The following is an 8,394-nucleotide window of genomic DNA, read 5'->3' as shown; positions in this document are numbered from 1 at the left end:
AGTACGCATGATGGCAGATGGCAGTGCTGAATACACCAAGGCATTAGGTCTGGATCGTGATTTAACCGGTGGTGGAATGGGGGTTCGTGCATTCCGGGCTGCGATGATCATTACCGACGGCGAAGTGAAATATATTGGTGTTGAGGGTTCCGGTGAGTTTGGTAAATCCAAAGCCGAAACCATTCTCGAAGAATTAAAAAAATAATCGTACGCGAGTTTATTATCTTTATGGATGGGGCAGGTTTCTCACTGCCCCTTTTTAATTCAGGCCTGCAATAGCTTGACCCCGTCAGCTGACCCGACCAGTACTGCTTTGGCAATATCAGCAAAAATACCATGCTCAACTACACCGGGCATAACCGTTAATAAGGCATTTATCTGCGCCGTTTCCAATCCGGAAAACTGCATATCCAGAATCAGATTTCCCGCCGCACTGTAAGCCACGTTATCACCTGCTGCGTTCAGTCTTAAACTGCCTTTCGCCTGCAATTTCGCCAGGCGATTCAGCACCAGCGAGGCGGCATTGGGCATCACTTCAATCGGAATAGGATTTTTATCGCCAATCTGCTTGACCATCTTGCTGTCATCTACCAGGACATAAAAAGCGGTGGCATGACTGGCTAATAGCTTTTCACAAACCAGATCCTGACCACGTCCCTTTAATAAAACCATGTCTATAGTCACTTCATCCGCCCCATCCACATACATATCCAGATGGGTTAAATACTCAATAGATAACACGTTCAGACCAGCTTGTTGTGCTTTAACCCGGCTGATAACCGAACTGGCAACCACCTGGATATCCAGTTGCTGCTCTTGTTGCCGACGAGCCAGTTCATCAATAAAAAGGTTCGCGGTTGACCCTGTACCTAACCCCACAATCATGCCGTTATCGACAATTTCAGCAGCTTTAATCGCCACCTGTTGCTTGGGATTCGGCGGATTTGCCTCAGTAGTATTGGTCATTGACAAACTCCTTGAATGTTTTGGCAAAATAGTCGTTTCAGCTTAGCATGGTTAAACTGTCTGCTCACCTTTCATGGAGAAAAACATGGCCCAACTCAATGAAATCATCCAGCAAATTGAAAGTGTCACCGGACTCAGCTGCCAACCAAATCAACTCTCCACGGTCGGTGGTGGCTGCATCAATACTGCCTATCAACTGAAAACGCCGAACAAACAATTTTTTATCAAGGTTAATCGTCCAGATCTACTGGAGATGTTTGAGGCAGAGGCTCAGGGATTGCAGGAAATGGCGGCTCTTAATGCCGTGCGCGTACCGGAGGTAGTCTGTTTTGGCACAGCAGATGGCCACAGTTATCTGGTATTGGAATATATAACATTAGGCAGTATGCGCGGTGGAGCCAATGGCAGACTCGGTGAGCAACTGGCAATGTTACACCAGCACCCACAACCGTATTTTGGCTGGCATATGGATAACACCATTGGCAGTACACCACAGTTGAATGATCGTTCTGACAATTGGGTAGAATTCTGGCAGCAGCAACGGTTAGGTAAACAACTGGAATTTGCTGCTCGCAATGGTTTTAGAGGCAGTCTGCAAAAAAACGGCGAACGGCTCATTGACGAATTACCGGCCTTCTTTACCGATTATCAGCCCCAAGCCTCGTTATTACATGGTGACCTGTGGGGAGGCAATGCTGCCGGGGATGAGCATGGTAATCCGGTGATATTTGATCCCGCCTGTTATTACGGCGATGCCGAAACCGATTTGGCGATGACAGAACTGTTCGGCGGCTTTGGCGGTGATTTCCATGCAGCCTACCGTCATGTTCGTCCGGTCGATCCGGGCTACAGTACACGCAAAACTCTTTACAACCTATATCATATTATCAATCATCTTAATCTGTTTGGCGGCGGCTATCTCGGTCAGGCCGATGCCATGATTTCACAACTATTGGCCGAGCTACGGAGCTAGCTAAGAATGAGTCAAATCAAAGTGTTATTTGTCTGCATGGGCAATATATGTCGTTCCCCTACCGCTGAGGGTGTTTTTATCAGTCTATTAAAAGAAAGAGGCACCAGTGAAAAGTTTCTGGTGGACTCGGCCGGAACGCATGCCTACCATGTCGGTGAACCGCCTGATGCACGTGCTCAGCATACCGCGAAACAGCGTGGTATCGATTTATCCTTTATCAGAGCCCGTAAGTTTCGCCATGAAGACTTTGGGCATTTTGATCATATTCTGGCAATGGATCAGGACAATCTGGATATTCTGCAGCAAGCCTGCCCTGTCGAATATCAACACAAAGTTAAGTTGTTTCTTGATTATGCCGATGGCCGTGACGAAACGGATGTACCGGATCCCTACTACGGTGGGGAAAATGGCTTTAATCATGTATTTGATTTAGTCACTGATGCTGCTGAAGGTTTCTATAAAACTGTTCTGGGACCTAAATAGGTCTATTTTTCTGTCACAACGGAAGCAGGCAGGTAATATCGACAAGAACCTAAAATAACGGTTGTCATTCCTGAGATGAGGGGTATCATCTAGGCTTTTTTGATCCCCATCTCAGGAAGCAACTATGCCCATATCAGGCCTATCCAAGTCTTTTTCTGGCTGGTCACTATTTGTCTTGATCGCATTTTTCTCTCCGGAAATCTGGGCAGCAGAGAATGTGGCATTACTTGATCTCACTCGCCACTGGGTAGGTTTTGCAGCTTTAGCCATATTCTTCCTTGCTTATGCATTAGTCATTGCCGAAGAGCAAATACACATGCGCAAGTCCAAGCCGGTCATTGTGGCAGCCGGTCTGATTTGGGGCCTCATTGCGTTTATGTACGCCCAGCAAACTGATCCGGTATTTCACGAAACTGCCGGCATTATGATTCGTCACAACCTGCTGGAATATGCTGAGTTATTTTTATTCCTGCTGGCTGCCATGACCTACATTAACACCATGGGCGAACGTGGCATCTTTGATGCCATTCGGGCCTGGTTGGTCAATAAAGGCTTTACGTTAAGAACCATTTTCTGGCTGACCGGTTTAATGGCGTTTTTCATCTCGCCAGTCGCAGACAACCTCACTACAGCGTTATTGATGGCCACTGTGGTAATGGCTGTCGCCGGTAATAATCATAAATTTATTGCTGTCGCCTGTATCAATATTGTTGTCGCAGCCAATGCTGGTGGGGCTTTCAGTCCGTTTGGTGATATCACAACTTTGATGGTCTGGCAGAAAGGTGTACTGGCATTTCATGAGTTTTTCGCGTTGTTTGTTCCTTCACTGGTCAACTGGTTAATACCGGCCGTTTTATTATCACTGGCAATCAAAAATGTCGCTTCAATTCCAATGCACGAATATGCCCCGCTTAAATCCGGAGCTCGGGTTGTCGTCGGTTTATTTATTCTGACAATTGCGATGGCAGCCAGCAGTCATCACTTTCTGCACTTACCACCTGTGTTAGGCATGATGACGGGCCTTGGTTTACTTAAACTTCACGGATATGTTTTGAAAATGCGTGACAAACGCCTGCTCGATAAACGCGAGAATGATGGACAGACTGCATTTAATATCCAGGATGAAACCCAGCAGAAAGTGCCGTTCAACATTTTCGACCAATTGCAACGCGCGGAATGGGACACCCTAATGTTTTTCTACGGCATTATTTTGTGTGTGGGGGGATTAGGCACCATTGGTTATTTGAGCGTGGGATCTGAGTTTTTATACGGTCAGTTAGGCGCGACCACTGCCAATATCCTGGTTGGCCTGATTTCCGCAGTTATCGATAACATTCCTGTCATGTTTGCTGTGTTATCAATGATGCCTGACATGAGTCATGGACAATGGCTACTGGCGACCTTAACGGCAGGCGTGGGTGGTTCATTACTCTCTATCGGCTCAGCTGCCGGTGTCGCTGTAATGGGGCAAGCCCGTGGTATTTATACCTTTGTTGCTCATTTGAAATGGATTTGGGCCATTGCACTTGGCTACATCGCCAGTATCTGGGTACATCTCTGGCTGAATGCTGATTTATTTTCCATTGCATTGCCGTAGGGTCTGTTTATTTTTTGGGTCATCATTACCACAGAAGATGACAGATCAACAGGCCCAAACAACTTGAAATAGCGAAAACGGCCCCGAAGTATTACAATTGCCGATTATTTTTTTGAACACAAACCAGGGTGATAATGCGTTACAACACAGATGATTTACGCATCGTTGGTATTCAGGAAGTTTTGCCTCCAGCGCAATTGCATGAACAATTACCCATCTCGGATGCGGCATCTGAAACTGTGTTTAATGCACGTACAGCCTGTCAGGACATCTTGCATCAGCGTGATGATCGGCTGATAGTCATTATCGGACCCTGCTCCATCCATGACCCAAATGCAGCACGTGACTATGCCAGTCGTTTACAACCGTTAATCAGAGAGCTGGCTGATGATCTGCATATCATTATGCGCGTCTATTTTGAAAAACCGCGTTCGGTCGTCGGCTGGAAGGGTTTGATTAATGACCCCTACCTGGACGGTAGTTTCAAAATCAATGACGGGCTGCATATTGCCAGAAAATTGTTGCTGGATCTCGCTGAAATGGGGGTTCCGGCAGCAACTGAATATCTGGACCTGATCAGTCCGCAATACATCGCCGATTTAATCTCCTGGGGCGCAATCGGTGCACGCACCACAGAAAGTCAGGCGCATCGTGAACTGGCGTCCGGTTTGTCCTGCCCGGTCGGTTTCAAAAACGCAACTGATGGTGGTTTGCAGATTGCCGTCGATGCCTGCCTGTCTGCTTCTAAACCGCATCATTTCATGTCACTGACCAAAAATGGGCATTCTGCAATTTTTTCCACCACCGGTAATCCGGATTGTCATGTGATTCTGCGTGGAGGCAAAAAGCCTAATTACGATAAAACCAGTATTGATGAAGCGGCTGAAGTCATTGGTCGTAGCGGCCAATCCGTTCGTATTATGGTGGATTGCAGTCATGCCAACAGTGGCAAGGATCACTTGCAACAGGAAGTGGTTGGCCGTCTGTTGGCTGAGCAAATTGCTGCAGGTGACAAACGCATTATCGGTTTGATGCTGGAAAGTAATCTGGTTGCTGGCAGACAGAATGTCGAAGCCGATAAAGAACTGGTTTACGGTCAAAGTATCACTGACGCATGCATGGCCTGGGAAAACAGCGAACCGTTATTACGTGACTTGGCTGCAGCCGTCAGACAGCGCCGCGAGACTTCGTCCACCGTCTGATAAAGCGTTATGGAATTTCCGACCATTCCCATAGTCAGATTGCCAACTCGTTGCAATGATACGAGACCCAGTTAAACGAAATGAACATCCAGTAGCGGTGGTGATATAAACTCAACAGGCCCTAAGACCTTCACCACCAAGCCTTAACCTCTATCGCAACGCTACATAAAAAGCGTTATTAAGCTATAATATTCGGTTCATAATTTGTATTTGGATCAGTTTTAAGCGCTAATTTAACTGAATTCCTGAGAAAATCAGTAGGTTATTACATGGCTGACTATGCCCTAATTTTGATAAGCACCATTCTGGTGAACAACATTGTGCTGGTGAAATTCCTCGGCCTGTGTCCATTCATGGGTGTTTCTCGCAAGCTGGAAACAGCCATGGGCATGGCGCTGGCAACTACCTTTGTATTGACCTTATCTTCTATCAGCAGCTATCTGATCAACGAATACCTGCTGTCTCCACTGGGCCTGGAATTCCTGCGCACCATCAGCTTTATTTTTGTCATTGCCGTGGTCGTACAATTCACCGAAATGGTGGTGCATAAGACCAGTCCTTTGCTTTATCAGGTGCTTGGCATTTTTCTGCCATTAATCACCACCAACTGTGCTGTACTGGGTGTTGCCTTATTGAACGTGCAGGAAAAACACGGCTTTCTTGAATCAGCTTTATACGGTTTTGGTGCTGCTGTTGGCTTCTCGATGGTGTTAATCATTTTTGCCGGAATGCGTGAGCGCCTGGCGGCGGCTGATGTGCCAGTTCCCTTTCAGGGCGCTGCGATTGGCTTGATAACTGCCGGACTGATGTCGATGGCCTTTATGGGCTTTGCCGGGTTGGTTAAGGTCTAAGTTATGTTAACAGCCATTATCGCCATCACGCTGCTCGCGTTGATTCTCGGACTTGTGCTCGGATTTGCTTCCATCCGTTTCAAAGTCGAGGGTGATCCGATTGTCGATCAAATCGATAAAATACTGCCGCAGACACAATGCGGCCAATGCAGTTTTGCCGGTTGCCGACCTTATGCAGAAGCCATTNNCCATTGCGGCCGGAGAAGTCGATATTAACCGTTGCCCCCCCGGCGGCGAAACCACTATTCAGGCTTTGGCCGATTTACTTGATGTAGAACCCAAACCGCTGGATGAAGAATGCGGCGTTGAAAAACCTAAAATGCTGGCCGTCATTGATGAAGACCGTTGCATTGGTTGCACGTTGTGTATTCAAGCCTGTCCGGTAGATGCCATTCTCGGCGCCGCCAAACATATGCATACCGTCATTGCTGATGAATGTACTGGCTGTGAATTATGCGTTGAACCTTGTCCGGTAGATTGTATTGATATGGTCGAAACACAGCCGAATCCGCATACGTGGCGCTGGCCGGATCCGTCACATGTTGATTTGCAACGGAGAACCGGATCATGAGTGCGCCGTTAAGTGATTTCCCCGGCGGCCTCAAACTGCCAGGGCATAAAAAACGTTCCACTCAGGGACCGATTCGAAAAACACCGCTCAGCAAACAATTGGTGTTGCCTTTACAGCAACATATCGGTGCTGCAGCAGTACCGATTGTTGATGTTGGTGAAAAAGTACTTAAGGGACAACGTATTGCACGTGCCGAAGGTCATGTATCGGTATGCCTGCACGCCCCAAGTTCCGGAGTGATAACCGCTATCGGTGATCATGCAATACCTCATCCATCCGGTCTTTCAGCCCCCTGCATTACCATCGAAACCGATGGTGAAGATCAATGGGCTGAGCGCCAGCAGATAGCGGATTTCCGTCAGCATTCAGCCCATGAATTACGCCAAATCATTCGTGACGCCGGCATTGTCGGTTTAGGTGGCGCAGGTTTTCCCAGCTTTATCAAACTCAATCCGGGTGTTCATCACACTGTTGAAACCCTGTTAATTAACGGTGCTGAGTGCGAACCCTATATCACCTGTGATGACATGCTGATGCGCGAACGCGCAGAAGGCATTCTTGATGGTGTTGAGATCATGTTATTTGCTTTGCGGGCCGCGCGTTGCATTCTGGCAATTGAAGATAACAAACCTGAAGCCATTGCGGCGATGCGCTTCGCGCTCTCTGCCAGAACTCATCTGACACAGACCGAGATTGTGGTGGTACCGACACGTTATCCAACCGGTGGTGAAAAACAGTTAATCCAGGTTGTCACCGGCAAACAGGTACCCACTAATAAATTACCGATTGACATCGGCATTGTCTGTCACAACCCGGGCACCGCCTATGCCGTGGGCCGGGCCATTTTGCATGGTGAGCCATTAATATCAAGGGTGGTCACGGTTACGGGTACCGATGTGACGCATGCCGGTAACTTTGAAACCTTGTTTGGCACGCCGATCAAAGACTTACTGGAGTTTTGTGAGACAAGGCGTCAACCTGATGAACCCTTTATTCAGGGTGGTCCGATGATGGGGTACAGCCTGGCCGGTGACGATTTACCTATTACCAAAACCGCCAACTGTATTCTGGTAGGAGTAGACGATGTCGCGCCACCGGCACAGCCATTACCGTGTATTCGTTGTGGTGATTGTGCCGATGTCTGTCCTGCCAGTTTATTGCCTCAACAGCTTTACTGGTATTCACGTGCCAAGGATTTTGACCAAACCCGTGATTACAACTTATTTGATTGTATCGAATGTGGTTGCTGCGATTATGTTTGCCCCAGCAAAATTCCGCTGGTTTCCTATTTTCGTTTTGCCAAAACAGAAATCATGAATCAGGAACGTGAGCGGCATAAATCCGATCTTGCGCGTGAACGCCATGAAAGCCGTCTGGCGCGCCTCGAGCGTGAGCAGCAGGAAAAAGAAGAACGTCAGCGCCAGCGTAAGGCAGCATTGGCAGCCTCCAAAGCGGCAAAAGCCAAGGAAGAAGAATCCACCAAAACATCAGAATCTGCAGATTCGGTCACTGAGGAAAAAGCCTGATGCCTATTTTTCGGCTGAGCCCACCGTTTCTTGCTGGCGCAAACCGCGTCACATTGCAAATGCTGCAAGTGATTATTGCATTAATCCCGGCAGTCATCGCCATGACTTACTTTTTTGGTCCGGGAGTTTTGATTAATGTAGCGCTGGCCGTGTTAGTGGCATTAATCACTGAAGCAGTGATGCTGAAACTGCGTGACCGTCCATTAAAGCCTTTTCTGAGTGATG

At 47.8% G+C, this 8,394-nt stretch carries 9 protein-coding genes and 1 pseudogene; 9 read left to right on the top strand and 1 reads right to left on the bottom strand.

Going from position 1 to position 8,394, the window contains the following annotated elements; all coding sequences use genetic code 11:
- Window positions 1–205: redoxin family protein (locus B3O33_RS04570; protein WP_292363063.1), on the top strand; the 205-nt coding region annotated here is incomplete at its 5' end.
- Between the two features lie 59 nt (window positions 206–264).
- Here the strand turns inward: B3O33_RS04570 and rpiA are convergent.
- Window positions 265–966, bottom strand: a complete 702-nt coding sequence (gene rpiA / locus B3O33_RS04565) for a ribose-5-phosphate isomerase RpiA (RefSeq protein ID WP_292362561.1) — start codon at window positions 964–966, stop codon at window positions 265–267.
- Window positions 967–1,051: 85 nt separating this feature from the next.
- Here rpiA and B3O33_RS04560 point away from each other — a divergent pair, with 85 nt between their 5' ends.
- The 8 genes and pseudogenes from B3O33_RS04560 to B3O33_RS04525 all read left to right on the top strand — a co-directional run.
- The gene (locus B3O33_RS04560; RefSeq protein ID WP_292362560.1) at window positions 1,052–1,939 is read left to right on the top strand and encodes a fructosamine kinase family protein; all 888 of its coding nucleotides are present in this window, start codon (window positions 1,052–1,054) and stop codon (window positions 1,937–1,939) included.
- Window positions 1,940–1,945: 6 nt separating this feature from the next.
- Window positions 1,946–2,422, top strand: a complete 477-nt coding sequence (locus B3O33_RS04555; protein ID WP_292362559.1) for a low molecular weight protein-tyrosine-phosphatase — start codon at window positions 1,946–1,948, stop codon at window positions 2,420–2,422.
- Between the two features lie 124 nt (window positions 2,423–2,546).
- Window positions 2,547–4,019 carry a sodium:proton antiporter NhaD gene (gene nhaD, locus B3O33_RS04550; protein WP_292362558.1) on the top strand — a complete coding sequence of 491 codons (1,473 nt, stop codon included), beginning with the start codon at window positions 2,547–2,549 and terminating at the stop codon, window positions 4,017–4,019.
- A 134-nt stretch (window positions 4,020–4,153) separates the two neighbouring features.
- The gene (locus B3O33_RS04545) at window positions 4,154–5,221 is read left to right on the top strand and encodes a 3-deoxy-7-phosphoheptulonate synthase (protein ID WP_292362557.1); all 1,068 of its coding nucleotides are present in this window, start codon (window positions 4,154–4,156) and stop codon (window positions 5,219–5,221) included.
- 269 nt (window positions 5,222–5,490) lie between these two features.
- Entirely contained in the window at window positions 5,491–6,072 is a 582-nt protein-coding gene (rsxA, locus tag B3O33_RS04540) for an electron transport complex subunit RsxA (RefSeq protein ID WP_292362556.1), read from the top strand.
- A gap of 3 nt (window positions 6,073–6,075) precedes the next feature.
- A pseudogene (rsxB, locus tag B3O33_RS04535) lies at window positions 6,076–6,643 on the top strand (electron transport complex subunit RsxB).
- The gene (gene rsxC / locus B3O33_RS04530; protein WP_292362554.1) at window positions 6,640–8,169 is read left to right on the top strand and encodes an electron transport complex subunit RsxC; all 1,530 of its coding nucleotides are present in this window, start codon (window positions 6,640–6,642) and stop codon (window positions 8,167–8,169) included. Before rsxB ends, rsxC begins: the two are co-directional and overlap by 4 nt.
- A partial coding sequence (locus tag B3O33_RS04525; protein ID WP_292363061.1) for an RnfABCDGE type electron transport complex subunit D occupies window positions 8,169–8,394 on the top strand: 226 nt, incomplete at its 3' end. The genes rsxC and B3O33_RS04525, both read left to right, overlap by 1 nt.

The organism is Methylophaga sp. UBA1464 (assembly GCF_002325665.1).
Taxonomy (GTDB): Bacteria; Pseudomonadota; Gammaproteobacteria; order Nitrosococcales; family Methylophagaceae; genus Methylophaga.
Note: the sequence above shows the minus strand (reverse complement) of the source record. Positions and strands in the feature narration are given on the sequence as shown.